The organism is Streptomyces sp. NPDC003379, assembly GCF_053589195.1.
Map to the genome: position 1 here is coordinate 179,510 of NZ_JBSFRK010000011.1, position 26,500 is coordinate 206,009.

The 26,500-nt window shown below is 71.8% G+C and carries 21 protein-coding genes; 13 read left to right on the forward strand and 8 right to left on the reverse strand.

Annotation, left to right across the window (positions count from 1 at the left end; genetic code table 11):
* Positions 1–48 precede the first annotated feature (48 nt).
* Entirely contained in the window at positions 49–1,617 is a 1,569-nt protein-coding gene (locus ACWDVB_RS13245) for a hypothetical protein (RefSeq protein ID WP_451513535.1), read from the forward strand.
* A gap of 21 nt (positions 1,618–1,638) precedes the next feature.
* Here the strand turns inward: ACWDVB_RS13245 and ACWDVB_RS13250 are convergent, their stop codons facing one another.
* Positions 1,639–2,865, reverse strand: a complete 1,227-nt coding sequence (locus ACWDVB_RS13250; protein ID WP_451513811.1) for a phosphodiester glycosidase family protein — start codon at positions 2,863–2,865, stop codon at positions 1,639–1,641.
* 149 nt (positions 2,866–3,014) lie between these two features.
* Complete coding sequence (locus tag ACWDVB_RS13255) at positions 3,015–3,434, reverse strand: DUF779 domain-containing protein (RefSeq protein WP_451513534.1); 420 nt, start codon at positions 3,432–3,434, stop codon at positions 3,015–3,017.
* 126 nt (positions 3,435–3,560) lie between these two features.
* On the opposite strand from ACWDVB_RS13255, the gene ACWDVB_RS13260 reads away from it, so the two are divergent.
* The 3 genes from ACWDVB_RS13260 (at position 3,561) to ACWDVB_RS13270 (ending at position 6,971) form a co-directional block, all read left to right on the forward strand.
* A complete protein-coding gene (locus ACWDVB_RS13260) occupies positions 3,561–4,466 on the forward strand; it encodes a glycoside hydrolase family 16 protein (RefSeq protein WP_451513533.1) in 906 nt (301 codons plus the stop codon).
* A 115-nt stretch (positions 4,467–4,581) separates the two neighbouring features.
* Positions 4,582–6,057 (forward strand): esterase, encoded by a 1,476-nt coding sequence (locus tag ACWDVB_RS13265; RefSeq protein WP_451513532.1) that lies wholly within the window; start codon positions 4,582–4,584, stop codon positions 6,055–6,057.
* Positions 6,058–6,161: 104 nt separating this feature from the next.
* Entirely contained in the window at positions 6,162–6,971 is an 810-nt protein-coding gene (locus tag ACWDVB_RS13270) for an SDR family NAD(P)-dependent oxidoreductase (RefSeq protein WP_451513531.1), read from the forward strand.
* 34 nt (positions 6,972–7,005) lie between these two features.
* Here ACWDVB_RS13270 and ACWDVB_RS13275 read toward each other — a convergent pair whose 3' ends face one another.
* Positions 7,006–8,115: a hypothetical protein gene (locus tag ACWDVB_RS13275; RefSeq protein ID WP_451513530.1), complete on the reverse strand. Its 1,110-nt coding sequence runs from the start codon at positions 8,113–8,115 to the stop codon at positions 7,006–7,008.
* A gap of 332 nt (positions 8,116–8,447) precedes the next feature.
* Between ACWDVB_RS13275 and ACWDVB_RS13280 the strand changes: the two genes are divergently transcribed.
* The 7 genes from ACWDVB_RS13280 (at position 8,448) to ACWDVB_RS13310 (ending at position 16,509) form a co-directional block, all read left to right on the forward strand.
* Positions 8,448–9,512 (forward strand): phytanoyl-CoA dioxygenase family protein, encoded by a 1,065-nt coding sequence (locus ACWDVB_RS13280; protein ID WP_451513529.1) that lies wholly within the window; start codon positions 8,448–8,450, stop codon positions 9,510–9,512.
* A complete protein-coding gene (locus tag ACWDVB_RS13285; RefSeq protein ID WP_451611961.1) occupies positions 9,494–10,816 on the forward strand; it encodes a DUF6271 family protein in 1,323 nt (440 codons plus the stop codon). The genes ACWDVB_RS13280 and ACWDVB_RS13285 overlap by 19 nt, the downstream gene beginning before the upstream one ends.
* Positions 10,813–12,003 carry a type III PLP-dependent enzyme gene (locus ACWDVB_RS13290; RefSeq protein WP_451519175.1) on the forward strand — a complete coding sequence of 397 codons (1,191 nt, stop codon included), beginning with the start codon at positions 10,813–10,815 and terminating at the stop codon, positions 12,001–12,003. The genes ACWDVB_RS13285 and ACWDVB_RS13290 overlap by 4 nt, the downstream gene beginning before the upstream one ends.
* A complete protein-coding gene (locus ACWDVB_RS13295; protein WP_451519174.1) occupies positions 12,000–12,590 on the forward strand; it encodes a GNAT family N-acetyltransferase in 591 nt (196 codons plus the stop codon). The genes ACWDVB_RS13290 and ACWDVB_RS13295 overlap by 4 nt, the downstream gene beginning before the upstream one ends.
* On the forward strand, positions 12,568–13,764 hold the full coding sequence (locus ACWDVB_RS13300) for an MFS transporter (RefSeq protein WP_451519173.1): 1,197 nt from the start codon (positions 12,568–12,570) through the stop codon (positions 13,762–13,764). The genes ACWDVB_RS13295 and ACWDVB_RS13300 overlap by 23 nt, the downstream gene beginning before the upstream one ends.
* Before the next feature lie 162 nt (positions 13,765–13,926).
* The gene (locus ACWDVB_RS13305) at positions 13,927–14,841 is read left to right on the forward strand and encodes an AurF N-oxygenase family protein (protein ID WP_451519172.1); all 915 of its coding nucleotides are present in this window, start codon (positions 13,927–13,929) and stop codon (positions 14,839–14,841) included.
* Positions 14,842–14,853: 12 nt separating this feature from the next.
* The gene (locus ACWDVB_RS13310) at positions 14,854–16,509 is read left to right on the forward strand and encodes an FAD-dependent oxidoreductase (protein WP_451519171.1); all 1,656 of its coding nucleotides are present in this window, start codon (positions 14,854–14,856) and stop codon (positions 16,507–16,509) included.
* Positions 16,510–16,856: 347 nt separating this feature from the next.
* On the opposite strand, the gene ACWDVB_RS13315 is transcribed toward ACWDVB_RS13310, so the two are convergent.
* The 4 genes from ACWDVB_RS13315 to ACWDVB_RS13330 all read right to left on the reverse strand — a co-directional run bounded on the left by ACWDVB_RS13315 (position 16,857) and on the right by ACWDVB_RS13330 (position 21,636).
* Positions 16,857–18,188 carry a phytase gene (locus ACWDVB_RS13315; protein ID WP_451519170.1) on the reverse strand — a complete coding sequence of 444 codons (1,332 nt, stop codon included), beginning with the start codon at positions 18,186–18,188 and terminating at the stop codon, positions 16,857–16,859.
* A gap of 128 nt (positions 18,189–18,316) precedes the next feature.
* Positions 18,317–19,225 carry a carbohydrate ABC transporter permease gene (locus ACWDVB_RS13320; RefSeq protein WP_451519169.1) on the reverse strand — a complete coding sequence of 303 codons (909 nt, stop codon included), beginning with the start codon at positions 19,223–19,225 and terminating at the stop codon, positions 18,317–18,319.
* Positions 19,222–20,199: a carbohydrate ABC transporter permease gene (locus ACWDVB_RS13325; RefSeq protein ID WP_451519168.1), complete on the reverse strand. Its 978-nt coding sequence runs from the start codon at positions 20,197–20,199 to the stop codon at positions 19,222–19,224. The genes ACWDVB_RS13320 and ACWDVB_RS13325 overlap by 4 nt, the downstream gene beginning before the upstream one ends.
* Positions 20,200–20,316: 117 nt before the next feature.
* The gene (locus ACWDVB_RS13330; RefSeq protein ID WP_451519167.1) at positions 20,317–21,636 is read right to left on the reverse strand and encodes an ABC transporter substrate-binding protein; all 1,320 of its coding nucleotides are present in this window, start codon (positions 21,634–21,636) and stop codon (positions 20,317–20,319) included.
* Positions 21,637–21,919: 283 nt separating this feature from the next.
* On the opposite strand from ACWDVB_RS13330, the gene ACWDVB_RS13335 reads away from it, so the two are divergent.
* On the forward strand, positions 21,920–24,436 hold the full coding sequence (locus ACWDVB_RS13335) for a glycoside hydrolase family 2 protein (protein ID WP_451519166.1): 2,517 nt from the start codon (positions 21,920–21,922) through the stop codon (positions 24,434–24,436).
* Positions 24,433–25,467, forward strand: coding sequence for a LacI family DNA-binding transcriptional regulator (locus ACWDVB_RS13340; RefSeq protein WP_451519165.1), 1,035 nt, complete (start codon positions 24,433–24,435; stop codon positions 25,465–25,467). The genes ACWDVB_RS13335 and ACWDVB_RS13340 overlap by 4 nt, the downstream gene beginning before the upstream one ends.
* Positions 25,468–25,477: 10 nt before the next feature.
* On the opposite strand, the gene ACWDVB_RS13345 is transcribed toward ACWDVB_RS13340, so the two are convergent.
* Positions 25,478–26,494 carry a LacI family DNA-binding transcriptional regulator gene (locus ACWDVB_RS13345; protein ID WP_451519164.1) on the reverse strand — a complete coding sequence of 339 codons (1,017 nt, stop codon included), beginning with the start codon at positions 26,492–26,494 and terminating at the stop codon, positions 25,478–25,480.
* Positions 26,495–26,500: the final 6 nt, after the last annotated feature.

A 26,500-nucleotide genomic window follows, 5' to 3' on the forward strand; every position in this document is an offset into this window, starting at 1 on the left:
TGACGCTATTTCATGGACACTTCAAGAGGGCCGCTCTAGCTTCGGCGCATGTCCAGCAGACTGCGCCGCCTCGTCCCCGCCAGTGTCGTGGCCCTGACCGTGTCCCTCGCCCTCCCCGCGTACGCCGACGACATCCCCAAGGCGCCCGGCCACCGGCTCGTCAAGAGTTACGAGGGCGCGCCCGCCGCCGCCCGACCGCTGCCCGGCACCCCGCCGCCCCAGCACCCCTACCTCGCCGCCAACGGCCGCAGCGGTATGCACGCCGACGCGGCGGGCAGCGGGACGTACCCCTGGAGCGGTCCGCTCGGGAAGCGGCCCGCGGTCGACAGCGAGAAGATGGCGGCGCTCGGCGGCGAGTGCGCGAACGTCACCTTCGACCGCGACGGGCGCATCGTCACCGTCTGCGGCACGTTCACCGGCTTCCTCGTCAAGCTGCTCGACCCGAAGACGCTGGCCACGCTCGCCGAGTACAAGCTGCCCCAGCGGCCCTCGACGGTCGAGGCCATCACGCGCCTCGACTTCTCCAGAATCTTCAAGGACACCTCGGGCGGCGCCTATTCGTACCTCGACCACAAGGACCGCCTCGTCCTCGCCGACTCCCGGCAGCACATCGTCAGGCTCGCCCACGAGCGGACGGCGGACGGCGGCTGGCGCTTCGTCGTCGACAAGGAGTGGGACCTGACGGCGCACGTCCCGCACGACTGCGTGACCTGGTCGAATCTCTACCCGAGTGGCGAATGTGACCCGGTCACGTCGGTGATGCCCGACTGGGAGGGCCGCATGTGGTGGGTGACGCGGCAGGGCCGCGTCGGCACCGTCGACCCCGAGTCCGGCTCCATCCGTTCCCTACGGCTCGACGGCGAGGAGATCCAGAACTCCTTCTCGGTCGCCGACGACGGCGTCTCCATCGTCTCCGACCACGCCCTCTACAGCTTCCGCGCCGCCCCCGACGGAACGCCGGAAATCAGCTGGCGCCAGACGTACGACCGCGGCACCGGCACGAAACCCGGCTCGGTCAACCAGGGCTCGGGCAGCACGCCCGACCTCTTCGGCGAGCGCGACGACTACGTGGCGATCACCGACAACGCCGACGACCGCATGAACGTCCTCGTCTACCGGCGCGGCGCCGACGTACCGGACGAACGGCGCCTCGTCTGCAAGGTGCCCGTCTTCGGCTCCGGCGCGTCCACCACCGACAACTCGCTGATCACCTGGGGCGACAGCCTCGTCGTCGAGAACAACTACGGCTACGAGAACATCACCTCGCTCACCCTCGGCCGCAACGTCGTCGGCGGCGTCAGCAGGATCGACGTGCGCGAGGACGACAGCGGCTGCGACACGGCCTGGGAGAGCGGCGTGCGCGCCCCCTCCACCGTGCCCAAACTCTCCACCGCCAACGGCCTGTTGTACTTCTACACCAAGGAGCCCAACAGCCTCGGCGTCGACGCCTGGTACCTCACCGCGGTCGACTTCCGCACCGGCGACACCAGGTGGAAGCGGCTCGCCGGTACGGGCATCGCGTACGACAACAACTGGGCGCCCGTGACGCTCGGCCCCGACGGGACGGCCTACGTGGGCGTCTTCAACGGCCTGGTGGCGGTGCGGGACACCGAGTGAACCGCCGGGGGCACGCCCCCGTCACGTCCGGGAGAAGACGCCGATGCCGTTGGGCACGGGGCGCTCCACCCCGCCGCTGGGGTTGTTGCGCACGGTCACGGCGTCGGCCCCCGGCGCCCGCGCGACCAGCGTGGACGTGGCGGAGACCAGGGTGGAGGAGCCGCCGCCGTCCAGGCTGAAGCCGTCCGTCGCGCCAAGCCCGCGCAGCGTCCGCGCCACTTCGGCGATCGTGAGGCCCGTACGGAACTCGGGGGAGCCGTCGAGCGAGAGCAGCAGCAGGCGCCGGCCGCCGTCGGAGATCCCGGCCGCGGTCCGCACCGCCGACGCGGTGGTGTCCAGGCCGGGCAGCGGCGCGCCGCCCCGCAGCACGGGATAGCCGCCGAGCGCGAAGCGGAACGGAATGCGCGAATCGGCGGCCACGAGACGGTGCCTGACCTGTACACGGTCGCCCTTCGACAGTTTCCGCAGCTCCTGCGCGCCCGCCTCGCGGCCGACCAGGACGGTGCTGCCGTCGGCGACGGGGCCGCTGCCCGGCGTGTCGGCCGAGGCCGCGACACGCCCGTGGCGGACCGTCACCTCATGGGTGTCCGTACTACAGGGCGCGCCGCGGCTCGTGTCCGTGCCGCACGTCGCGCGCACCCGTGAGACGGTCCCCCAGTCGCTGGTGAACGCGCCGACGGAACCGACCGGCAGCGCGTACTGGTTGAGGCCGCCGAGCGGCAGACGGGAGTGCCGGGTGCGCACCTCCCCGTCGAGCGAGAGGCTGTCCAGGCGCGCCCGGCGGTCGACGCCCACGCCCAGGACGGCCTCGGTGGTGACGCCCGGCGGCATGGCGGGCCCGAAGCGCTGCCCGTTCGGCACGGCGGCCTTCAGCGCCCGACCGGCCGCGACCGCCGGACCCACGGGCGCGCCGGTCGCCTCGACGCCAGGGTGCTGGGTCTCGGTGATGTTGAAGAAGTCGCCGTTGATCCCGCCGACCGCGCCGGCCCCGTCCGCGAGCGCGGAGACGGTCGAGCGCGCGGCGACCTTGCCCGGATACAGCAGGCCCACACCGGTGCGCGGATCGCGCAGGTCGACGTCGAGCACATGGGCGCGGGCGGTGCCGCGCGAGCCCGGGATGTCGAAGTACCGGTACTCCACACCTGGGGCGATCCGGGTGGCCACCGCCCGCCGGGTGTCCCCGACAGCGCCGCCGGCCGGTGCCGCTCCCGCGAGAGCCGCACCGGCCAGCGTGCCGAGCGTGGAGATGAGCGCGAGGGCCGTTCTGAACCGTCCACCGTGCCGTGTCCGCCCTGTCTGCCGCGTCCGCCCTGTCTGCTGTGCCTGCCGTGCCTGCTGTGCCTGCCGTGTCACAGATTCCCCCTGGGGGTCGGCCGGGCCACCAACTGTCCCAGCGGTCAGCGGAGTTCACCAGACGGCGGTGGCTGCGCCCCGACCACCCGGGAACGGATCAGAAAACGTACGCCCTCCGGAGCCTCCAGCGAGAAGCCGCTGCCGCGCCCCGGCACGACGTCCACGATCAGCCGGGTGTGGCTCCACACTTCGTACTGGCTCTTCGACATCCAGAAGGTTATGGGCTCCGCCACGCCTTCGACGGTCAGCGACGCGAGCCGAATGTCGGAGTCGCCCGTACGGAACTCACCCTCCGGGTAGCACATGGGCGCGCTGCCGTCACAGCAGCCACCCGACTGATGGAACATCAGCGGCCCGTGCGCCTCCGCCAGTCGGCGCAGGAGCCGGGCGGCGGCGGGGGTCAGCTCGACGCGGGACGCATCGTCCTTGCTCTCATAGCGGTCCTTGCTCTCATGACGGTCCATGGAGCGACCCTTCCCCTCGGCACGTTGCAACAGGGTTGCACGGAGTCCCCCGCAGGGATGGCGGGGCGGTGCGCGCTCCGCGAGGATGGCCCCTCTCTGTGGGCTCCGTGGAGCGGAGGCAGCGCGATGGGATCACACGCGGCGGCGGGGCGGCGCAGGCCCGTCGTGTTCGGTGCGCTCGGTGTGACGCTGCTCGCCGCCCTGTTGTGCGTCCCGGGCGCGGGAGGCGCGCCGGTGTCGGCCGACGCCTGCCGGGACGCGGGGCCCTCGCTGCCGCGCGGTGACTGCGGGCCGTTCTGGCAGGTCCTCGCCGAGGACTTCAACGGCGACCGGGTGCCGCTCGGCGCGTTCAGCGGCTGCGACCACCACGCCGACACCTCCGCCGCGTACTGCGAGGGACTGGAGGGCTCCTACCGCGACAACTGGTGGGCGTACCCGACTGGTTGGCGCGACACGGCCAACGGCCGGGCCCGTGACGTCGCCGGTGTCTACCACCCGGAGGACACCGTGAGCGTGGGTCCCGCGGAGAACGGCGACGGCCGGATGCGCATCCGGATGTGGCGGCCCGCCGACGGGGGGCCCGTACACGCCGCGGCGGTCGTACCACGTGCCGTCATGCAGATGAAGTACGGCAAGTACAGCGCCCGCATCAAGGTGACCAGGCAGGCCCCCGGCTACAAGTCGGCCTGGCTGCACTACGGCGGCGGCTGCGAGATGGACCACCCCGAAGGCGAGTGGACGGGGCCGCTCAGCGCCTTCCACCACCCGTGCGGCGGCGGTGAACAGGGCTCGTTCCGCGGCGCCGACGACTGGACCCGGTGGCACACCGTGTCGACCGAGTGGACCCCCGGCCATGTGCGGTTCTTCGTGGACGGCAAGGAGATCGGGCACGACACGAGGGGGGTGCCGGACCGCCCCCTGTCCTGGGTCCTGCAGAACGAGAGCGCCCTGGAGGGGCCGGGGGCGGCGCCCGGCAGCAGCGCGCGACTGGAGATCACCTGGGTCGCGGCATACGCGTACGGCTGGAAGTGAACTCCCGTACAACCCTTGCCGCCCATCCCGTGTCGAACAGGGCGCCGGACAAGGAACGGGCCCTTTCCGGACACCCTCGCGCCAGCCCGGCCACCTTCCTTCACAGGAGCCGCTCGTGCGCAACAACCGTTCTGCCGCCCTCGCCGCGGCATCGTTCCTTCTGCTGACCGGGGCCGGTATCGCCGCCGCCCCCGCCGCCTTCGCCGGCACCCCCGGGGGTACGCGCGCCGACGACCGCAACAGCGACTTCAACGGCGACGGATACGAGGACGTGCTGGTCGGCGCCCCGGGCGCCACGGTCAGCGGTGACAAGGGCGCGGGACTCGTCACCGTCCAGTACGGCTCCACCAGAGGCATCGGCACCAGCGACGTCGCCCGGTTCAGCCAGTCGACGGACGGGGTCGCCGGCGCCGCCGAGGTGGGCGACGGCTTCGGCAAGGCCGTCGCCACGGGCGACCTGGACGGCGACGGCTACGACGACGCGATCGTCGGCATCCCCGGAGAGGACATCGGCGACCAGGCGGACGCCGGTGGCGTCGCCATCCTGTGGGGCTCGAAGACCGGGCTCAGCGGCGCGGCCAGCGACTGGCTCCAGACCCAGGAGCCCACCGGGGGCGAGCAGTTCGGCGGGGGCCTCGCCGCGGCGCACCTCACCGGCGACACGCCGGGTGACGTGCTCGCCGTACTGGACCGCGACGACCTGGAACTTTTCGTGTACGACGCCGCGCCGCAGCCCGGCCGGGCCCCGCTGCGCCACCAGGACACCCAGCGGCTCTCCGCGGCCGCCGAGGAGCGCGACATCCTGCCGAAGTCCCTCACCACCGGCGACTACGACGACAACGGCTACGCCGACCTCGTCGTCTCCGGCGTCACCGTGGGCGAGGAGCCGGGGCACGGCTGGTCCCTGCACTTCGCGGGGAACGCCGGTGGACTCACGTACAAGGGCGATCTGCGCGGCGGACCGGCGGCGGCCTCCGGCGACATCGACAACGACGGCTACGACGACCTGGTGACCGGCGAACCGGCCTCTCCCGACGACGGCGGCGAGACGATGACCGGCGGTCTGGTCGGTGTGCGCTACGGCACCGCGGACGGCCTCGGCGAGGAGGCCAAGTGGTGGACGCAGGACTCCACCGGCGTGCCCGGCACCGCCGAGCGCGGTGACGGCTGGGGCGCCGACCTGTCCGTCGCGGACACCAACGGCGACGGCTACGCGGACGTGGCGATCGGCGCGCCCGGCGAGGACATCGGCACCGTCGCCGACGCGGGGGCGGTGTGGGTGCTGCGCGGCTCGCAGAACGGCGTGACGGCGACCGGCGCCAAGTCGTTCGACCAGGACTCCGCGGACATCCCGGGCGTGCCTGAGAAGGGTGACAAGTGGGGTGCGCAGGTGCGGCTCTCCGACCCGAACAGGGACGGCCGCTTCGGCCTCCTCGCGGCCGCGCCCGGCGAGAACGCCGGGGACGGCGTGGTGTGGGTCCTGTCGGCAGGCACGGGCGGCGTCACCGCGTCGGGCTCCTGGACGTACGGCGGGTCGTCGCTGGGCGCGCCGGGCACCGGGGCGGCGTTCGGCGCGGCCATCGACGAGTGAGCACGGCCTGAAAGGACCTCCGGACGCGGTCGTGAGCGGGCGTCTCCGTATCATCGCGGTGATCGCGCCACGCGCTCACGACCGCGTTCGGAGGCTGGACAGGCATGACAGAGAGCCGAGTTGTCATCGTCACGGGCGGCGGGACCGGCATCGGAGCCGCCACCGCCCGGCGACTGCGGGCCGACGGGCACCATGTGGTGGTCTCGGGCCGCCGCCCGGAGCCGCTGCGCCGCGTCGCCGAGGAGACGGGGGCGCTGGCCCATCCCGCCGACGCGGGTGACGCCGAGGCCGTCGCCGGTCTCGTCGACGCGGCCGTGGCGGCGTACGGCCGGATCGACGGGCTCGTGCTCAACGCCGGGGTCGGGCGCAGTGGCGCGGTCGGTGACCTCTCCGACGAGGACTGGGACACGGTGCTGCGCACCAACCTCACCGGCCCCTTCCTGCTCCTGCGCGCCGCGCTGCCGCACCTGCTTGCGGCGCGCGGCGCCGTCGTCGCGGTCGCGTCGGTCGCCGCGCTGCGCAACGGCGTGGCGAACGCGGCGTACGCGACGTCGAAAGCGGCACTCGTCCAGCTGTGCCGTTCCGTCGCCGTCGACTACGGCAGGGACGGGGTGCGGGCCAACACGGTCTGCCCCAGCTGGGTGCGGACCGAGATGGCGGACCGGCGCATGACGCGGTTCGCCGAGGAGGCCGGTCTCGGCGGGCGCGGGGCCGACGCGGCGTACGAGGAGGCGGCGCGGCTGATCCCCGCCGGCCGCCCGGGGCAGCCGGAGGAGGTCGCCGAGGCCATCACCTGGCTGCTGTCGCCCGTCGCGTCCTTCGTCAACGGCGCGGCGCTGACCGTGGACGGCGGGGTCACGGCCGTCGACCCCGGAACGGTCGCCTTCGACTTCAGCGTCACGCCGCGCGGCTGAGCCTCTGCGCCGGGCCGGCCGCGGGGCCCCGGCGTCAGCCGAAGCGTTCGACGCGGATCTGGGCCGGTGGGTACGGCGAGAAGGAGGTCGTGCCCACCGACCAGAGGCCGCCGTCCGTCCCGGGGATCGGCGCGAGCGCCTCCGGCAGGTAGGCGGCCGGGGTCTCCGGGCCCCGTTCCCCGATCCAGGCCGTGCCGTCCCAGCGCAGGTAGTGGGCGCGCTTCTGGTCCCAGAAGTCCCAGCCCGAGATCAGGTCGGGCCTGCCGTCGGCGTCTCCCACGACGGCACTCAACAGGCCTACGCCGAACGGCGCCCCGACGTCGTTCCACCGCGTGCCGTCCCAGTGCTCCAGCGTGACCCCGGGCGGTTTGCCGGGCGGTCCGCCCACTCCGTACGCGAATCCGGTCAGCCAGATGTCGTCGTGCGCGACGGGCAGCAGTCCGCTCACGGAGGCGCGGATGCCGAGCAGGCGGGGTATCACCGTCCAGGCGCCGTCCCAGCGGGCGATGACGTCGCCGAACACCCACACCTCCCCGCCGGGCGTGACGTGTACGCCGGTCGGGGTGGGCGCGGCCACGTCCGGAAGCGGACGGCACCAGCGCCATGTCCCGCCGTCACCGCACAGCAGCCCGGCCCGGTCGCCGCGCCGCCCCGAGACCCAGAACCGGCCGTCGGGCCCGGCGGCGACATCCGTCAGCCGCGTCCCCGCCTCGCCCCGCCCGGGGAACGTGGTCTCCCGCCAGGTCGCGCCGTCCCAGGTCAGGAGCTGGTCGTGGCCCTTGGTGTCGGTGCCGACGGCCCAGGCCGCCCCGCCCGAGGGGCTGACGGCGACGGACCGCAGGGAGGTGTACGTCAGGTGGGACAGATTGGTCGGTTTCCAGGCGGTGCCGTCCCAGCTGAGGGCGATGGCGGTGCCCAGGGTGCCACCATCGCGGCCCTGCTCGCCCACGGCCCAGGCCCGGTCGGGGCCCGCGGCGGCCACGCCGACGAGGTGGGCGGCGGGCCGGCCGGCGGGGGCGGTGACTTCCCGCCATGTCGCGGCGGCCGACGCGGGCCGCGCCGCGGCCGTACCGGTCAGGGACACGGGCAGGGCCAACCCGGCGCCGACGGTGGCAAGCCCACGGATCACGTCACGTCTTCGCATGAGAAGAGCCTTTCCTCGGGTGGTGTGCGTACGGGGTTCAGCGTTCGACGTCCAGGGTGAGGCGTCAATGCGCGCGGATGCCAGTACTGCGCGCCAACTGCGGGAAGCTGAGCGGCAGTTGAAGCGGAGAATTCCGTTGGGATCCCGTATGGCGAGCGCGTGAACCAGGGGTAAATATCGTCGTTTCGGTCGACAAGGCGCCCAAGTCAATTGTTGACAGCGCCAGTTGGTCTAGTCCATTTTGGTGGTACGCCAGTTCGACGAGGGGCGGATGCGGCACCCGCTGCCCCGGCCGACCTGAAGCGGCCAGCAACCGAACCTTGGAGCACGCCATGCCAGCGTCCGACCGCTACCTCCATCGAGCCCCGTCCGCCGTCCCCTACTTCAGCGCCGACGGCGAGACGTACCTGGCGCAGACACAGCTGCGGGACCTGGCCAAGACACGGCCGCTCAAGGTGCTCTCCGAGGAGGACTTCGCCTTCTGGCAGACGTACGGCTACGTCGTCGTGAAGCAGGCGATCCCCACCGAGGCGGCCAAGGACCTGCTGGACTTCGCCTGGGAGTTCCAGGGGCTCGACCGGGGCCGCCCCGAGACCTGGTACGAGGAGCGCAAGTTCCGCTCCGACCTGGACCGCGAACTGCACGTCTACGGCTTCGTCGAGGCATACCACCACCAGCTCATCTGGGACAGCCGCCAGACGCGGCGGGTCTACGACGCCTTCACCGACGTATGGGACTGCGACGAGCTCTGGGTGACCCTGGACCGGCTCAACCTCAACCCGCCCAACGTCAGGAACCGCTCCCGCTCCCTGATCGCCCCCACCGAGCGCGGCTTCGACATCAACCTCCACTGGGACGTCGACACCACCCTCGGCGTGCTGCCGCAGCGGGTGCAGGGCATCATCGCCCTGGACGACACCCGGCACGAGCACGGCGGCTTCCAGTGCTGCCCCGAGCTGTTCCGCCGGTTCGACCGGTGGAAGGCACTCCAGCCGGACGGCCGCGACCCCATCCGCCCCGCGATCGACCAGGACGACATGCCCGTCATCCGGCCCGAACTGGCGGCCGGTGACCTGCTGATCTGGAACGGGCTGCTCGCGCACGGCGTGGCCCCCAACACCTCGGCGAGCGGCGTCCGCGCCGTCCAGTACCTCTCGATGATGCCCGCCCTGGAGTCCCACGAGGAGCTGCGCCGCTCCCGGGTCGACTCCTGGCGCCACCTCACCACCCCGGACTGGAACGGCACGCTCCTGGGAGACGCCGACAAGCCCGAGTCCCTGCGCTACGGCACCGCCACGCTCAGCGACCTGGGCGAGAAGCTGCTGGGCCTCACGTCCTGGACCGGACAGGCCCCCGACCAGCCGATCGGGGAAGCCGCATGCGCCGCGTCTGCCTGACCCTGCCCACCAACAGGGCCTGCCCCGAGACGATCGCGGCGATCGGCGAGGAAGCGGCCCACGCCGTCGCTCACTTCGACGTCGAGGTGCATCTGCTGATCCTCGACTCCTCCGGCCCGGACACCTTCGCCGCCCACGCGCGGGCCGTCAGCGCGCTGGGCGACGTCCCGCGCGTCGTCACGCACCACCTCGGAGAGACGGAGCAGCGCGACTTCCTGCGCGGGGTGATCGGCCGGGCCGGAGTCGCCAAGCCCGAGCTGATGCTGGAGCTGATGCTCCCGGCCAAGCTCTCCTACGGGGCCTGCACCAACCGCGCGTTCCTCATCGCCGCCGCCCTCGGCTGCGAGTCCGTGCACCGCAGGGACTCCGACAGCCGGTACCAGACCCTCGACGGCGCACCCGTCTTCCCCGTCCACCACGAACTCATGTCGCTCGGCAAGCGTGCGGCGGACGTGGCGCACGGCGCCGTGGAGACCACCCTCGACCATCGCCACGCCCACAGGCGCGTGGCGATGGTCGGCAGCTCCTTCGTGGGCGAACTCTCCGTGGACATCGGTGAGATACGCGGCCTCGACCCCGAGGTCTACCACGACGTGGTCAGCCTCTGGGCGCCCGGCCACTGGTCCGACGACCAGAAACGCGAGCTCGTCGACGACTCCTTCCGGGGCGCCGGCACGGAACCCTTCACGGGCGACCACGCGACGCTGACCCTGGTCGACCCCATGCGCGTCGACATGTGCAACATCAGCTTCCACTCGGTGCACGAACACGTGCCGCTGCCGCCCGCCACCGACACCATCGGCAGCGACTACTTCCTCATCCACCTGGTCCACGACGCCGCCCTGCCCGGCGTCCTGCACAACCGCAACATCGTCAACTTCTACACCGCGGAACGCAGGACCGACGCGGGCTTCATCGCGTACCAGACGCGCTTCGTGAAGTTCTTCCTGTCGATGCTCTACTTCAACGTCATCTACGACCGGATGGCCGCCGCCGGTGACACGCTCCTCGACGACCGGGGCCAGGTCCGCGGCTCCGTCGTCGGTGCCCTCGTCAGGGAGAGCACCACGCTCGACCGGGCCGAGAACGTCGAGCGCCTGGACCGTGTCGACGCCGCCTACCGCCGGCTCGGCGGCAGATACGGGCAGTTCGCCGACCTCCTCGCCGCGCGCCGCGAACGCCTCCTGGACGAGGCACGGAGCGACATCGAGGACTTCGCCCTGCTGATCGAGGCCTGGGAACCCCTCATGCGGGCGAGCAAGGACGCGGGCCGTCCGCTCCTTCCGGCGGGGCGGACGACATGAGCGCGACGATGACGCACGGGACCGTGCCGCTGTTCGACGCGCTGGCGGCCGCGGTCGAGGACCAGATCGTCTTCGACCTCCCCGGGATCGAGGAGCGCTACGAGACGCTGCGCCGCGAACTGCCCGGCGTCGCCGTCCGCTTCGCGATGAAGGCCTGCCCGGTGGACGAGGTGCTCGCCCGCCTTGCCGGGCGGGGCTCCGGCGTCGACGCCGCGAGCCCCCATGAAGTGGAGCAGGCCCTGCGCGCGGGGGTGCCGGTCGACAGGATGCACTACGGCAACACCGTCAAGTCCGACCGCAACATCGCCGACGCGCACCGCCTCGGCATCAGGGACTTCGCGACCGACAGCCTGGAGGACGTGGCCGCCCTCGCACGCCACGCTCCGGGCGCCCGGGTGTTCTGCCGCCTCGCGACCACCGGCGAGGGAGCGCTCTGGGGGCTCAGCAACAAGTACGGATGCTCGCCCGCCGACGCCGTCGCCGTCCTGGACAGGGCGCGTGAGCTGGGGCTGACCCCCGCGGGCCTGTCCGTCCACGTCGGCTCCCAGCAGATGACGGCCGACGCCTGGCGCGGCGCCTTCGACCGCATCGCGGACGTGCTCGACGCCCTCGCACGGCGCGGCATCCCCCTGGACCACGTCAATCTGGGCGGCGGCCTGCCCGCGCTCGGCTACCGCGACAAGCGCGGCCGGGCGCTCGACCCCCCGATGGACAAGATCTTCGCCGTGATCCGCGACGGCATGGCGCGCCTCAAGGAGATCCGGGGCCACCGGCTCGGCTTCGTCATCGAACCCGGCCGCTATCTCATCGCCGACCACGGGGCCATCCGCGCCCACGTCTCCCGGCTCTCGGCACGGCGCAGACCGGACGGCGAGCGGCAGTACTGGCTGTACTTGAGCTGCGGCAAGTTCAACGGCCTCTACGAGATGGACCAGTTGCAGTACCGCCTCGTCTTCCCCTCGCACCGCGACGCCGAGTCCGTACCGGCCGTGGTGGCGGGCCCGACCTGCGACAGCGACGACGCCTTCTCGCACGAGGACGGCCTTGTCCCGGTGCCCAAGGCGCTGGCCTCGGGCGATCCGGTGTGGGTGCTGTCCTGCGGCGCGTACGCGACCAGCTATATGACGCAGGGCTTCAACGGCTTCAGCCCGCTCCCGTACACGTGGATAGACGGCGGGGACGCGTGAACCAGAAGATCGCGAACCACGAGATCGTGAACCACGGGATACGGATACGCCGCGTCGCCGACAGCGACTGGGACGGCATCACCGTCCTTGAGCACCGCGCCTACAGCCGCCTCGGCCTGTCGGAGGGGCGGGCCGCGCTGAAGTCCAAGGCGCACGCCTCCCCGGCCACCTGTTTCGCGCTGGACCTGGGCGGGCGCCTCGTGGGCTATCTGCTGGCCCTGCCGTACCCGGCGTCCGCCTACCCGGACCTGCGCGGGACCGAGGAGGAGCCCGCGCCCGCGTCGCGCAACCTGCACCTGCACGACATCGTCATCGCGGAGGACCTGCGGCACAGGGGCCTCGCACGGCACCTCCTGAACCGCCTCACCATGACGGCCCGTTCGCACGGTTACGAACAGATATCCCTGGTGGCGGTCGGCGGCAGCGACACGTTCTGGTCGGCCCGCGGCTTCACCGCCGGCCAAGGGGCCGTGCGCCCCGCCGCATACGGCCCGACCGCCGTCTACATGTCCAGGGCGGTGCCGGCCGGGCCGTCACCGCGCGGAGAAACAGAGAAGTGGGCTGATGCGGGTGCTCCGCGTACGTGATCCTTTCCACCGGGGCCAGCTGGCGATCGCGGCCCTGTTCTGCTCGCTCGGCTTCCAGTACGCCACATGGGCGTCGCGGATCCCCGCGCTCAAGTCCGACCTCGGCCTGAGCGCGGCGGAGGTCGGCGTCCTGCTGATGGCCGCGGGGGTCGGCGCCGCGGTGGCGTTCCCGCTGATCGCGGCGTTGATGCGGCGCCTCGGCTCACAGCGCCTCGCGCTTCTGTCGGCGCTCTGCCTGGCCCTGCTGCTCCCGGCCCTGGCCGCCGCCCCCAACTATCCCGTTGCGCTGCTCGTCATGTGCGTCGACGGCGTCCTCGTGGGCTGTCTGAACGTCGCCATGAACGCTCAGGGCGCCGCCCTGGAAGCCGCGTACGAGCGCAATGCCATGGCCCGGCTGCACGCGACGTTCAGCGGCGGCTCCCTGCTGGCCGCGCTGCTCGCCTCCGGTATGAACGCGGTGACCACGGAGGTCGCCGTGCACTTCGCGGCGGCGGCCGCGATCCTGCTCCTGCTGGTGGCGTACGCCCGCACAGGCCTCCTGACCGGTGACCAAACCCCCGCCGAGAGCGGAGAGAAGGGGGAGAGGGGGGAGAAGAAGCGCGCCGGGAAGTGGTCCGTCCCGTCCCGTATGACGCTGTGGATGTGCGTCGCGATGGCGTTCGGCACCGTGACCGAAGGCGCCATGAACGACTGGTCGGCCCTCTATCTGAAGGACGTCGCCGACGCCTCCGCCGAGTTGGCGCCCCTGGGCATCGCCGTCGTCTCCGGGATGATGGTCGTGGCCCGCCTCTTCGCCGACGGCTGGCGCAGCCGCTGGGGCGACGGCCGCGTCGTCCTGGCGGGCAGCGCGCTGGCGGGCGCGGGCCTGCTCCTCGCCCTGGTCAGCGGCGGCCTGGTCCCGGCGCTGCTCGGCTTCGCCTGCGTGGGCCTCGGTATCGCGGCCGTCACCCCGTGCGTCTACGTGGCCGCTGCGGGGCAGGGCTCGGACTCGCTGACCCTGGTCGCCGCCATGGGCACGACGGGCCTGTTGGCCGGGCCGCCGCTGATCGGCTTCATCGCCCATGCGAGCAGCCTGGTCTGGGGCTTCGCCGCGGTCGCCGCCTCGGCGCTGGTCGTCTCCGCGTGCAGTACGCGCATCCGGTGGACGGCCACCGAGGAGCTGACCCGCACATGACCTCTCCCGTCCCGGCCGCCCATCTCCCCTCGCCCGTGCCTACTCGGGGGTAGGCCAACCCGACCCCCTTGTTATACGGTCTGTCTAACAAGGGGGTCGCGGCGTGCCGTGCGAGGCGCCGCCGCGGTCCTTGCCCTGACGTCCGAGTCGAGGAGCCGCTCCATGGCAAGCAGCACTGTTCGGCCGAGCACACAGGACCACTCTCCGGAGGGCGACATCGCCCGGCGGCTGCTCGACTCGGCCGCCGTACTGGCGTACGACCCGGCCACCGAGGTCGACTGGGAGACGCCACTGGACCGCGGCTTCCACGGCGCGAGCCCCGAGTGGAGCACGCTGTACGGCACCGCGTACTGGCAGGAGCTGACCGAGGAACAGCGCAAGGAGCTGACCCGGCAGGAAGCCGCGTCGGTGGCCAGCACCGGCATCTGGTTCGAGATGATCCTCCAGCAGATGGTGCTGCGCGACGTCTACGCGAAGGACCCGACCAGCACCGAAGTGCAGTGGGCCCTCACGGAGATCGCTGAGGAGTGCCGCCACTCGATCATGTTCGCCCGCGGCGCCGAGAAGCTCGGCGCGCCCGCCTACCGACCGCGCAGGTTCGCGGTGGAACTCGGCAGGGCCTTCAAAACGGTCGCCTTCGGAGAGGCCGCGTACGCGGCGATCCTCGTGGCCGAAGAGGTGCTCGACGTCATGCAGCGCGACTGGATGCGGGACGAGCGTGTCGTGCCGTTCGTCCGCACGATCAACAACATCCATGTCGTCGAGGAGTCGCGGCACATGAAGTTCGCCCGCGACCAGACGCGCAGACGGCTCGCGGGCGCGGGCCGGGTGCGCCGCCAGATCAACGCCCTCGTGATCGCCATCGCGTCGTACGTCATCGTCACCAGCATGGTGAACCGCGAGGTCTACGCGAACGCCGGACTCGACGAGAAGCGCGCGCTCGCCGAGGCGAAGGCCAACGAGCACCACAAGTCCATGATGCGCTCCAGCTGTTCGGGCCTCATGGAGTTCCTCGCCTCGTGCCGCCTGCTCACCAGGCCGGCGCTGGCCTTCTACAAGCGTGCCCACCTCATCTGAGCGATACGCGATATGACCTACGCCATCACACAGACCTGCTGCGGCGACGCCACCTGCGTGGCCGTGTGCCCCGTCAACTGCATCCATCCCACCCCACAGGAGCGGGCGTTCGGCAGCACGGAGATGCTGCACATCGACCCCGCGACCTGCATAGGCTGCGGCGCCTGCGCCGACGCCTGCCCGGTCGACGCCGTCTTCCCGGTGGACAGCCTGCCCCCGGCACAGAAGGAGTACGGCGCGATCAACGCGGCGTACTACAAGGAGGCGAAGGCCCCCGAACCGGAGCCGGACGGGCCGAACTTCCACTCCTGGGGCGAGCCGGCCTTCCCGCGCGTGCTGCCCGCCGACTTCGCGCCGCTCAAGGTCGCCGTCGTCGGCACCGGCCCGGCCGGCATGTACGCCGCACAGGACCTGCTGCTGCACACCAGCGCCGAGGTGACGCTGATCGACCGGCTGCCGGTGGCCGGCGGGCTCGTGCGCTACGGCGTGGCGCCCGACCATCCCGCGACCAAGAAGGTCGGCGACACCTTCGCCCGCTTCCACGCGCACCCGAGGGTGCGGATGCTCCTGGGGCTCGACGTGGGAACCGACGTCACCCATGAGGAGATCGCCGCGCACCACGACGCGGTGATCTACGCCGTGGGGGCATCCGGCGACCGCCGTCTGGCCGTTCCGGGGGAGGAGTTGCCCGGCAGCGTCTCCGCGAGCGTGTTCGTCGCCTGGTACAACGCCCACCCGGACGCGGCCCCGGACGGCGTCGACCTGTCGGCGGAGCGCGTCGTCGTGGTCGGCAACGGCAACGTCGCCCTGGACGTGGCCCGTATCCTCCTCGCCGACCCGGACGCCCTGGCCCGCACCGACATCGCGGACCACGCCCTGGCGGCGCTGCGCGAAAGCCGGGTCCGCGAGGTGGTCCTGCTCGCGCGGCGCGGCCCGGAAGACGCCGCGTACACCAGCTCCGAACTGCTCGCCCTCAAGCACCTGCCGGGCGTGGAACTGGTCGTCGACGACCACGACCCGCGGATCGCGCTCGCCGTCGACGAGGCGGACCCGGGCGGCAAGGCGGCCGTCCTGCGCGGCGTCACGCGCCGGCGGATGGACTGGGAGGGGCCGCCGGAGAGCGGGCGGCGTATCGTCCTGCGGTTCCACTGCACGCCCGCGGAAGTCCTCGGCGGCGACCGGGTGGAGGCGGTGCGCGTCGCCTCGGACGCGGGGGAGCGGATCCTGCGGGCGGGCATGATGCTGCGGGCCATCGGCTACCGTGGCCTGCCGGTCGTGGGACTGCCCTTCGACGAGGTCAGCGGCACCATTCCGCACGAGGGCGGCCGGGTCACCGGGCAGCCGGGTACCTACGTCGTGGGCTGGATCAAGCGGGGCCCCACCGGCGGCATCGGCGCCAACCGCACCTGCGCCGCCGAGACGGTCACCACGCTCCTGGCCGACGCGGTCGCCGGGGCGCTGCCCGCACCCCTCCACACGACCCGCTCCTTCCACCGCCTGGCCCGCCGCCGCAACCGCCGTCTGATCGACGCCCGCGGCCTTGCCGCGATCGAACGAACCGAGACAGCCCGAGGCCGCCGCGCGGACCGCCCCCGGGTAAAACTGGCCACGCTCACCGAACTCCTCACCACATCCCGCACCCACCGCGGACCCCACCACGCCGACTGACCGTAACTCGGTCCACCGGCCCTGCTCCATCGGCCCCGACTTACCAGGCCTGCCCCGCCGACCCGGACCCGCCGACCCGGACCCGCCGGCCCGGACCCACCGGGTTTGGTCCACCGGCCCTGACCTCTCGGGTCTGCCCGCCGGCCCTCGCCCGTCCGGCCCGCAGTGACCGAGGGCCACGCCACGTCCGCGGACATGCACGTCCCCACCGCCTCCCGCGACAGCAGGAGCAGGCCGCTCCCCTTGCCGACGGCGGCGTCGGCGGCGACGGCGGCGACGGCCTCGTGGGGCATGTCCTTCAGCGGGCACCCCGCGGTGAGCGCCGGCGTGGGTCGGGTCGGGGCGTGTTAGTCCGCCAGGGCGTCCTCGACGTCGCCGAGGTCCACGAACTTGAAGTTGGTGGAGGGGCGTTCGGCGTCGCCGGGGGCGTCATGTCCGTCCTGCACCACGAGCAGCCCGTTCGGGTACTTGGGGCCCAGCGGCGCGGCGAGGGCGGCGGCGCCGTCGCACTCCTCCGAGCCGTCGAGGGCGGCGGACGCCGCGGTGACGCGGAAACCGCCCTCGTACTCGTTGTCGTCGGACACCTCGCGGTCGTAGGCGGCGAAGGTGTTGTCGCCCTGGCTGGAGGCCAGGAGGTGGCCGTCGCCGTCCGACTCGGTGAGCAGCGTCAGCCCTTCGACATCGGCGGTGAGACGGGTGCCGCCGTAACCGGGGTCGGCGCCCGCGACGCACTCCTCGGTCTCCTCGTCGTAGGTGCCGGGGACGCCGTACTCGCGGACCTTGTCGACGAGCTTCGGCGTGCCGGTCAGGTCGGCCCGCACCCGCCATATGCCGACGTCCTCCTGACCCGCGTACAGCATGCCGTTGGCCGGGTCCACCACCATGCCCTCGACCTGGGGGAGTTCGCCCGGCTCACCGCAGGGCGACCACGAAGTGCCGTCGGGGAGGCGGAACTCGGCGGGCAGGTCGAGGGTGCGGACCTTGCGGTAGCCGACCTTGCCGCCGGCGCCCGGCGTGATCTCCAGCAGCGCGACGCTGGTCCGCTCCCGCCGGCTGACCAGGGCGTAGGAGCGGCCCGTGGACTTGTCGGTCCAGGTGGCGAGTCCGTACGCGGTGCGCTGCTCGTCTATCTGCTCCTGGGAGGAGGAGAACACGGGCGGGGCGGACGGGTCGGTGACATCGGTGAGCGGGGCGTCGGCGCGGTCGCCGTCGATGCGGTGGAAGCGGAGCCGGTCGCTGCCCCGGTCGCTGGTCACGGCGAGGTCGGCGCGGCCCGAGGACAGGCGCAGGCCGTGCACCAGGTCGACGTTGTTGAAGCGGCCGGGCGCGTGGTCCGGGCCGGGCGCGGCGGGCGCGGGCAGGTACTGCACCTCGCGGGCGTCCAGGTCGTAGACGCGCAGGCCGCCCTGTTTGGCGGTGGCGATCACCAGACTGCGGCCCGGAGCCGCCGCGTTGCGCCAGATCGCCGGGTCGTCCGCGTCGGCGTCACCGCCCGCCTCGTCGTCGTGCAGGGCCGGGGTCTCAGCGTGCGGAGCGACGGCGGGCAGCGCGGCGCGCGCGCCGACCGGGGCGCCGGCCGGGGCGGCGAGGGCCTGGAAGGGCAGCGCGGCCGCGGCGAGCGCGGCCACCGCCGTGGCGAGAGCGAGCGTCGTCGACCGGGTGGGGCGGGGCGTGACCACGTAGGGACTCCTTCAGGAGGGAAGGTGGGGAACAGGGACGTGGGGAGTGTGTGATCTCAGCGTGAAGACTTGCCGCTCGGTAACGGGTCCCAGATTAGTGCGGCAAGTGAACAAATGGGGGTGGCCGGTCACTTGGTGGCCCCCTGGGCGAACCCGTTGTAGATGTACCGCTGGAGGAACAGGAAGATGACCAGCGTCGGCACGATGACGAGGACGGCCCCCGCGGAAATGTTCTCCCAGTGCGCCCCGAACGGCCCCTTGAAGCGGAAGAGCGCCGTCGAGATCGTGCCGAGTTCTTCCGAGGGCATATAGAGGAACGGGATGTAGAAGTCGTTGTAGACCGTGATGCCCTTGATGATGACGACGGTCGCGATGGCGGGCTTCAGGAGCGGGAAGATGATCCTGCGGTAGATGGTGAACGCGTTCGCCCCGTCCAGCCGCGCCGCCTCGTCGAGCGAGGTCGGGATGCCCCTGATGAACTGCAGGAAGATGTAGATCGACACGATGTCGGTCCCCATGTAGAGCAGGATCGGGGCCCACCGCGAGTCGAACAGGCCGAAGCTGTTGACCACTTGGAACGTCGCGACCTGCGTCGTGACGCCCGGCACCAGCGTGGCGACCAGGAAAAGACCGACGACCAGCTTCTTGACCTTGAAGTCGAACCGGTCGATCGCGTACGCCGTCATGGAGCCGATCACCACCGTGCCGGTGATCGAGAAGAGCAGGATGAACGCCGTGTTGCCGAAGGCCGTCAGCATGTGGCCGTCGTTGAAGGCCGTCGCGTAGTTCGAGAAGTTCAGCCAGTCGCCCGGCAGCGCCAGGGCTCCGCCGTCGGCGACCTCCCGCGACGTCTTGAGCGAGGTCAGGAAGACGACGACGAGAGGGAGCAGCACCACCAGGGAGGCGACGACGAGGGACAGGTAGGTCAGCCCGCGCCCAAGGGCCGGACGCCTGCGCCTGCGCCTGGTTCGGACTCCGGCTCCGGCTCCGGATCCAGCTCCGGCTCCGGGTCCAGCGGGACGTGTGGTCGTGGTCATACGAGATCCACCTTCTCGTCGGGCACGAGCCGGCGCTGGATCCAGGTGATCACCAGAATGATCAGGAGCAGCACCACGGCGGCCGCCGAGGCCAGGCCCGTCTTGTTGAACTGGAAGGCGAGCTTCACCGTCTGGATGACGAAGGTCGAGGTGCCGGTTGCGCCGCCGGTCATGATGTACGGGATCTCGAACACGGCGAGCGAGCCGGAGACCGCCAGGATGATGCTCAGACTGAGGACGGGCTTGATGCTCGGCGCGATGATGTGCCGGAACTGCTGCCACCTGCTCGCGCCGTCGAGCTGCGCCGCCTCGTACAGCTCGCCGGGAACCGACTGGATGGCGCCCAGGAACAGCACGAAGTTGAGCCCGGTGAAGCGCCACACCGACACGCCCGCGAGCGAGGTGTTGGCCGACTCGGGGTCACCGAGCCAGGCGTGGTCGCCGTCCGCGCCGAACCAGGACAGGAGCGAGTCGAGCGTGCCGCCGTCCTGGAAGAAGTAGAGGAAGACGAAGCCGATGGCGACGCCGTTGACCAGGTAGGGGAAGAAGAGGATCCCCTTGAAGAGGTTCCGGAAGCGCAGATCGAAGCTGAGGACGGTCGCGAAGTACAGCGCCACCACGATCTGCACCGCGGACGCGGCCAGGTAGTAGAAGCTGACGAAGAACACCCGGAACAGCTCGGGCCGGGTGAACAGCTGGGTGTAGTTGTCGACGCCCGTGAAGTCGCGTTCCGGGCTGACGCCGTCCCAGTCGGTGAAGCTGTAATAGATCATGTTGCCCACGGGGACGTAGGTGAACGTGATCAGCAGGGCCAGGGGTACGGCGAGGAAGAGCCAGGGAGTGGCCCGCCGCAAGGGGTGGGAGCGCCAGGAGCGCGGGGGAGCCGTGGCGGGGCGGTCCGCCCGTTCACGCGGGGCGCGGGCGGCGGCCCGCCCGCCCGGGGCCGTCGGCGCCTTGTCGGTCGTGTCGGTCATGTCGGCCAGAGCCTTTCGTCGTCCGGGAGCGCGGTGTCATGCGCGGGGCCCCGGCCCCGGGGCCGGGACCGGAAGGAGGCGTCCCGGGAGGGTCCGGGGCCCCGCGACCGCCGCCCGTCAGGAGCCGGCGGTCTTCGCCGCCTCGGCCCAGCGTCGGTCGAGGTCCGCGAAGTAGTCCTTGAGGCTGCCCTGTCCGGCGCCGCGGGCCAGGTCGACGAGCTTCTGGCGGTAGTCCTGCTTGGCGAGGCCGATCTCGGCCGCGTCATCGATGGCGTTCACCTGCGCGGTCTTCGCCTCGGAGCGCTCGATGAGCCTGACATCGTTGTCGATGTACGGCTTGAGGGTCGACGGCAGCTCCGCGGACTTCAGGGCGGAGACGGCGCCCTCGGTGTCCGCGTAGCCCGACTTCTCGGTGAACCAGTCGATCCATGCGCGTGCCGCCGTCTTGTGGTCGGAGTGCACGTTCACGGCCTGCTGGTAGTCGGAGAGCAGCGTGGCGCAGAACTTCCCGTCCTGCTGCGCGGGGAAGGGCATGAACCCGATGTCGTCCGGGTTCTCACCCGCCTTCCGGGCCGCGTCCCGCATCTGGGTGATCGCCCAGGAGCCGAGCAGCATGCTGCCGACCTCTCCCTTGGCGAGGAGGTTCTTGGAGGACTCCCAGTTGGTGGTGGTCGGGTCCTTCTCGGCGAGCTCGGTGTGGACGATGTCGTGCAGCAGTGTGTCGATGACGTTCAGATCGCTGCCCTTCGCCCAGGGCTCCGTGGAGGTCGCGAGCTCGTCGGAGGCCTTGGCGTCGCAGCTGACCGAGCCGATGCTGTTGGTCCAGGGGCTGCTGAGCGGCCAGCCGTCCTTGAAGTTGGTGTAGTACGGCACTGCGCCGCTCTTGGACTTCACGGCCTTCAGGTCGGTGAGGAACTCCTCGGGGGTGGTGGGCCAGTCCTTGATCCCGGCCTTCTTCCACACCGCCTTGTTGTACACGAACCCGTTGGCGGTGCCGAAGCCGGCGATGCCGTACGTCTTGCCCTCGACGTCCGTCTTGCCGGTGAACCGGTACTTCTTGCTCATCTTCGCCGTGCTGCCCAACGGGGCGAAGAACTTCGGGTAGTCGTCCTTCGCGATCACGGCGGGGATCATCAGGACGTCCCCGTAGTTCTCCGTGTTCATCCGGATCTTGACTTCACCCTCGTAGTCGGTGACGCCCTCGAACTCGACCTTCACCTTCGGGTAGATCTCGTTGAACTCGGCGGCGTACTTTTTCATCCTGCCGTTCTGCACGAGGTCGGTGCGGTGGGTCAGGACCGTGATGGTGCCCGAGACGTCCCCCGGGTCCGAGGGCGCGGTCGCGGTCTCGCCGGAGGGTGTGCCTCCGCCGCCGCACCCCGCGACGGCCAGCATCGCGACGGCGAGAAGCGCGCTCGCAAGCGTCTTCCTCTCCATGTGCCCAACTCCTTCCAAGGGTTACGGCTCAGGTCTCCAGGTGGGATGTCGGCACTATGTCAGCGATGTATGAACCGGTAAAGCTCCGATTTCCGTCGTGATGCCCAATCGTTACTTCACTCCTTGCCGTGACAGGCAACTGCGCAGGAGGAACGGGCTGGTTGGTGACCCGAGCGGTCCCCTCGGAAGGGACTAGGCGGGACTAGACCGGTTTACTTCCGTGGGGTTAAGTTGGGCCGCGTCTCACCCCAACGGGGTCGTGCCCGCCGATTGGAGCCGCACCATGAAGGACGTCACCCAGCTCGACGAGGGCTGGAGCCTGTGCCACGACGGGGCGTCGATCGCCGCCCGGGTCCCCGGCTGCGTCCACACCGATCTGCTGGCCGCCGGGCTCATCCCCGACCCGTTCCTCGGCCTGAACGAACGCGAGGTCGACTGGGTCGGACGGCGCGCATGGACGTACACGAGAACCCTCGCGCCCGCGCCGGAAGCTCAAGTGGCGTACGAACGTACCGACTTGGTGTTCGACGGCCTCGACACCGCGGCGCTGATCACGCTGGACGGCGTGGAGCTCGGCCGCACCCGGAACATGCACCGGAGCCACCGCTTCGACATCACCGGGCGCACCGGAGAGCTCCGCGTGGAGTTCGCCTCCGCCTACGACGAGGCGGCCGCCGTGCGCGCGGCCACCGGCGAACGGCCCAACGTCTATCCCGAACCCTCCCAGTACATCCGCAAGATGGCGTGCGGCTTCGGCTGGGACTGGGGGCCCACCCTGGTGACCGCCGGCATCTGGCGCCCCGCCCGCCTGGAGCGCTGGTCGACCGCGCGCCTACGGGAAGTCCGGCCCCTGGTGACCGTCGAGGGCACGACCGGCCGCGTCGAACTGCGCGTCGACGTGGAGCGCACCCGCCAGGGCTCCGAACGCCCCCTGACGGCCCGCGCCTCGGTGGCCGGCGTCCAGGCGAGCGCGGACATCCAGGGCGACGAGGCGGTCATCGTCCTCCAGGTCCCCGACGTCGCCTTGTGGTGGCCGCGCGGATACGGCGAACAGCCGCTGTACGACATCGAGGTGACGCTGCACGACGCGTCGCGGGAGCCCGGTTCCGCGGTGGACGCCCCGGAGCCGTCGCTCGACACCTGGCGGCGGCGCGTCGGGTTCCGCACCGTGGAGCTGGACCGGAGCCCGGACGAGCACGGCACCGGCTTCACCTTCGTCATCAACGGCATCCGGGTCTTCGCCCGCGGCGTCAACTGGATCCCCGACGACGTCCTGCCCTCCCGCGTCACGCCCGACCGCTACCGCACCCGCCTCGGCCAGGCGGCGGACGCCAACGTCGACCTCGTACGGGTGTGGGGCGGCGGCATCTACGAGGACGAGGCGTTCTACGACACCTGCGACGAACTCGGCCTGATGGTCTGGCAGGACTTCCTCTTCGCCTGCTCCGCCTACCCCGAGGAGCAGCCGCTGCGCGGCGAGGTGGAGGCCGAGGCCCGCGAGAACGTCGTACGGCTCATGCCGCACCCCAGCCTCGTCCTGTGGAACGGCAACAACGAGAACCTGTGGGGCTTCCGCGACTGGGGCTGGGAGCCCGAACTCGCGGGGAACTCCTGGGGCGAGGGCTACTACCTGGGCCTCCTGCCGCGCGTCGTCGCCGAGTTGGACCCCACACGCCCGTACGCGGCGGGCAGCCCCTGGTCCGGCTCCTGGGACCACCACCCCAATGACCCCGCCCACGGCACGCACCACTCCTGGGAGGTGTGGAACCGCCAGGACTACACGGAGTACCGCGCGAGCGTGCCCCGCTTCGTCGCCGAGTTCGGCTGGCAGGCGCCCCCGAACCACGCCACCCTGCGGCGCGCCCTGCCCGGTGAGGACTTGGCGCCCGACTCGCCCGGCATGCTCCACCACCAGAAGGCGGAGGACGGCAACGGCAAGCTCGACCGGGGTGTCGCCCGCCACTTCGCGCCGCCCGGGGGCGACTTCGACCGCTGGCACTATCTGACCCAGCTCGTCCAGGCCCGCGCCGTCGCCGCCGGGATCGAGCACTGGCGCTCCCACTGGCCGGTCTGCGCCGGCACGGTCGTCTGGCAGCTCAACGACTGCTGGCCCGTCAGCTCCTGGTCCGCGGTGGACGGCGACGGCCGCCTCAAGCCGCTCCACCACGAACTGCGCCGCGTCTACGCCGACCGGCTCCTCACTCTGCGACCGGACGCCACGGGGCCGGTCCTCGCCCTCGTCAACCAAGCCGCCGAGCCGTGGCACACCCAGGTCCTGCTGCGCCGCATGGAAGCCGACGGCGGCACTCCGTGCACCACCACGCTCGACCTGGAAGTGGCCCCGCGCGCGGTACTGCGGCTACCGGTCCCGCAGGACCTCGTCCCTGCGGCCGGCTCGACGAAGGAGTACCTGGTGGCCGACGCGGACGGGGGTACGGATGTCGCTGCGGATGCCGACGGGCCGCGTGCCGTGTACTTCCCCGTGGTCGACCGGGACTTCGCCTATCCGAGCGTCGGCTACGACGTCGCGGTGGAGCCCGTGGCAGGTGCCGGGGAGGCGGATGACGAGGGGGATACAGTCGACGTCGTGGTGACAGCACAGACCCTGGTACGCGACCTTCTGCTCCAGGCCGACCGGATCGCCCCCGGCGCACGCGCCGACCGGGGCCTGGTGACGCTCCTGCCTGGCGAGCGGACCCGCATCCGCGTACGCGGTCTGCGCGGCGCCGACGGCGGTGTCGGCGTCGATGTCGGCGTCGAGGAGATCAGGGCCGCGCTGTTCTGCGTGGAAGCCGCGTGAGCGCCTCGTCCCCGCGCATCACCATCAAGGACGTCGCGGCGCGCGCCGGGGTCTCCAAGGGAGCCGTGTCCCTCGCCTTCAACGACAAACCCGGCGTCTCGCGGGCCACCCGGGAGCGGATCCTCGCCGCGGCCCGCGACCTGGGCTGGCGGCCCGACTCCACCGCGCGCAGCCTCTCCAGCCGACGCGTGGACGCCGTCGGCCTGGCGATCTGCCGCCCGGCCAGACTGCTCGGCCTCGAACCCTTCTACATGGAGTTCATCTCGGGCATCGAGAGCGTCCTCGCCGAACGGTCCTGCTCGCTGCTGCTGCGGCTGGTCCGCGACCTGGAGGAGGAGGTCGAGCTGCAGGAGAGCTGGTGGCGGGGGCGGTTGATCGGCGGTTCCATCCTGGTGGACTTCCACGAGGACGATCCCCGGGTCGCCCCGCTGCGGGCGCTCGGCCTGCCCGCGATCGCCGTCGGGCACCCCTCGCTCACCGGCGGGCTGCCCTCCCTGTGGACGGACGACGCGACCGCCGTCGCCGAGGCCGTCCGCTACCTCGCCGCCCTCGGGCACCGGCGTGTCGCACGGGTGGGCGGGCCGGGCGGCCTGGGCCACAGCGGCATCCGCGCCGCCGCCTTCGAGGCGACCGGGCGCGAGCTGGGCCTCGACGGCACCCGTCAGGTCGCGACGGGCTTCGCGGGCGAGGACGGCGCCCGCGCCACGCGCTCACTGCTGCTCGCCGCCGACCGCCCGACCGCGATCCTCTACGACAACGACATCATGGCCGTGGCCGGTGCCGGCGTCGCCGCCGAACTGGGGATCGCCGTGCCCGACGGCCTCTCCCTGCTGGCCTGGGACGACTCCCAACTGTGCCGGCTCACGCATCCCGCGCTCTCGGCGATGAGCCACGACGTGCACGGCTTCGGCGCCGAAGTGGCCCGGGCCCTCTTCGACGTGATCGGCGGCAAGGACGTCGCGTCGCGCCCGGTGCCCACACCGTCGCTCACCCCGCGCGGCTCCACGGCGCCGCCGTCGCAGGCGGGTTGAGCGGCGGAGGTCAGGGAGCGGGCGGGCAGGTGCTGGCGCGCGGCACCAGGTGTGCGGGCTCGTCCCGCACACTGTCCGCCCGCCCGTCGGCGATCAGATCGAGCAGGGTCCGGGCCGCCCGCGCGCCGTAGGCGGCGATGTCCCGGTTGAGGGCGGTGAGCGCGGGCCGCACGACCCGGGTGAACGGCGAGTCGTCCCAGGCCACGACGGACAGGTCGCGGGGGACCGTCAGGGTCAGCTCCTGCGCCACCGACAGAGCGGCCACCGCCATGATGTCGTTGTCGTAGACGATCGCCGTGGGGCGGTCGGCGGAGATCAGCAGGCGGCGGGTGGCGCGGGCGCCCTCCTCTCCGGTGTAGTCCGTGTGCACCAGCGCGGGTTCGGGCAGGCCCGCGTCCCGGCACGCCTGCCGCATCGCGTCGTCACGGACCGCGGTGTGCGCGAGGTGGCGGAGTCCGGCCACCCGTGCGATGCGGCGGTGCCCGAGCGTGGCGAGGTAGCGGACGGTCTGGGTGACGCTCGCCCCGTCGTCCGACCACACGGCGGGCAGGGGCCCGGCCGCGTCCGGCGGGCCGAGGGCCACGGCGGGCATCCGCAGGGCGTCGAGCGCGCGGACCCGCGTGTCCTGTTCGTGCAGGTCGACCACGAGGGCGCCGTCCACACGGCCCTCGCCCCACCACCGTTCGTACAGTTCGATCTCGTTCTCGTGCGCGGTGACCGTCTGGAGCATCAGCGAGTACGAGAGCGGGGCGAGCACCGACTCGATGCCGCTGATCAGCTCCATGAAGAACGGCTCGATGCTCAGGGTGCGGGCGGGGCGGCACACGGCCAGGCCGACCGCGCGGGCCCGCGCCCCGGTGAGGGCGCGGGCCGCACTGCTGGGGCGCCAGCCGAGGTCGGCGGCGATGGCCTTGACGGACTCCCTGGTCCGCGCGGAGACGCCGGGCCGGTCGTTGAGCGCGTAGGAGACCGCGACCTTCGAGACCCCGGCCCGCTTCGCGATGTCCGCGATCGTCGGCCGCTTCATCCGCCA

Bases quoted from the DNA above. Each gene is read 5' to 3' on its own strand.
- ACWDVB_RS13320 (WP_451519169.1), bottom strand. From the start codon at position 19,225: ATGACCACGACCACACGTCCCGCTGGACCCGGAGCCGGAGCTGGATCC.
- ACWDVB_RS13285 (WP_451611961.1), top strand. From the start codon at position 9,494: ATGCGCCGCGTCTGCCTGACCCTGCCCACCAACAGGGCCTGCCCCGAG.
- ACWDVB_RS13310 (WP_451519171.1), top strand. From the start codon at position 14,854: ATGACCTACGCCATCACACAGACCTGCTGCGGCGACGCCACCTGCGTG.
- ACWDVB_RS13335 (WP_451519166.1), top strand. From the start codon at position 21,920: ATGAAGGACGTCACCCAGCTCGACGAGGGCTGGAGCCTGTGCCACGAC.
- ACWDVB_RS13255 (WP_451513534.1), bottom strand. From the start codon at position 3,434: ATGGACCGTCATGAGAGCAAGGACCGCTATGAGAGCAAGGACGATGCG.
- ACWDVB_RS13290 (WP_451519175.1), top strand. From the start codon at position 10,813: ATGAGCGCGACGATGACGCACGGGACCGTGCCGCTGTTCGACGCGCTG.
- ACWDVB_RS13275 (WP_451513530.1), bottom strand. From the start codon at position 8,115: ATGCGAAGACGTGACGTGATCCGTGGGCTTGCCACCGTCGGCGCCGGG.
- ACWDVB_RS13245 (WP_451513535.1), top strand. From the start codon at position 49: ATGTCCAGCAGACTGCGCCGCCTCGTCCCCGCCAGTGTCGTGGCCCTG.
- ACWDVB_RS13330 (WP_451519167.1), bottom strand. From the start codon at position 21,636: ATGGAGAGGAAGACGCTTGCGAGCGCGCTTCTCGCCGTCGCGATGCTG.
- ACWDVB_RS13305 (WP_451519172.1), top strand. From the start codon at position 13,927: ATGGCAAGCAGCACTGTTCGGCCGAGCACACAGGACCACTCTCCGGAG.
- ACWDVB_RS13325 (WP_451519168.1), bottom strand. From the start codon at position 20,199: ATGACCGACACGACCGACAAGGCGCCGACGGCCCCGGGCGGGCGGGCC.
- ACWDVB_RS13270 (WP_451513531.1), top strand. From the start codon at position 6,162: ATGACAGAGAGCCGAGTTGTCATCGTCACGGGCGGCGGGACCGGCATC.
- ACWDVB_RS13345 (WP_451519164.1), bottom strand. From the start codon at position 26,494: ATGAAGCGGCCGACGATCGCGGACATCGCGAAGCGGGCCGGGGTCTCG.
- ACWDVB_RS13300 (WP_451519173.1), top strand. From the start codon at position 12,568: ATGCGGGTGCTCCGCGTACGTGATCCTTTCCACCGGGGCCAGCTGGCG.
- ACWDVB_RS13280 (WP_451513529.1), top strand. From the start codon at position 8,448: ATGCCAGCGTCCGACCGCTACCTCCATCGAGCCCCGTCCGCCGTCCCC.
- ACWDVB_RS13260 (WP_451513533.1), top strand. From the start codon at position 3,561: ATGGGATCACACGCGGCGGCGGGGCGGCGCAGGCCCGTCGTGTTCGGT.